This is a genomic window from Erwinia sp. (genome assembly GCF_031978025.1).
Classification (GTDB): domain Bacteria; phylum Pseudomonadota; class Gammaproteobacteria; order Enterobacterales; family Enterobacteriaceae; genus Erwinia.
On record NZ_DALZCD010000349.1, the window covers coordinates 2691 to 3817 of the forward strand.

Below are 1127 nucleotides of genomic sequence, written 5' to 3' on the forward strand. Positions count from 1 at the left end.
CCTGACGAGAAGGCCGTGGCCGCGTGGCTCGCGTCTGACGGCGCAGGCTGCGCGCGGACAGCATCCAGCAACGAAGCGTTTTGCACGCTTGCGGCCGTCGATATTTGGGTGCGCACAGTATCCTGCGGCAAAGCGTTTTGCGGGCTTGTAGCCGTCGATGATTGCGCGCGAACAGCATCCAGTAGCGAAGTTTTTTGCGGGCTTGCGGCCTGTGCGTGACTGCTTTGTCGCGGCAAAGCAGCTTCCTGTGGCGAAGGCGCGACAGGCTGGGCCGCAGGCTTCAGCGAAGCGGAAATGCTTTCCAGCAGCGAGCCGCTGTGGGCAGCTGGTTTAGCCGCCACAAAAGCGGCCACGCTGGCGGGAAGCGGAGCGGAAGCTTTCACCGGGGTTTTCACCACCGCAGGCTGGCTAAAAAGATCGGCGGCCGCGGGCTGCGGTGCGGCGATATCCGTGCGCTGACCGTTCCCCAGGGCTGGCTCGGCACCTTCATTCATCAGCTGTCTGATGATGGCCCAGTTAGTGTTATCGGCATTCCGTGTCTGTTCAGACATATCTTTGAATTCGATATGGTTTGTTAGCGTTTTTTCTTTAAAACGCTGCAGGTCGTCATAGCTTTTCATGGGAACGATCGCGGAAAAATGAGGAAACTGGCGGCAATATATCACACTATTTTTAATTACATCGGATTATTCTCACCGCTCCTGGAAAAAGTATCTCTTATATAATTATACCGGCCGATTCTGGCGTAATAACAATTACGCAGGCTATCAATCAGGTCAGTTATTATTTGGCTTAATTAAATAATTGCCGGACGTTAATTCAATCAGGGTTTATTTAAATAATGACTCAGCCCTTTTGCAAATACACGTTCTTCCTCTGCCGCGCAATGCGTAAGCCAGATTTATTAAATATTATACGGGCAACGGTGTTAATTTGACATAAAACGCTTTTAACACGCTTTGCTACAAGGTTTTATATCGTACTCGGGTGGCATTATTAAGCCACGGTAAAAAAAGAGCGTAAGCCAAACGCGCAGATGACCGAATCGTCCAACGAGTTTCGCTAATTGATTGCGCAGGTAAAATTCGAGGCGTACGCAGAAGAAACATTGAAAAGAAGCGTGCAGG

Annotated in this window: 1 protein-coding gene; it reads right to left on the reverse strand. The window is 50.8% G+C overall.

Going from position 1 to position 1127, the window contains the following annotated elements:
- The coding region (gene bcsO, locus RTK32_RS19945) for a cellulose biosynthesis protein BcsO (RefSeq protein ID WP_312046994.1) at positions 1-620 on the reverse strand (620 nt) is incomplete at its 3' end.
- Positions 621-1127: the final 507 nt, after the last annotated feature.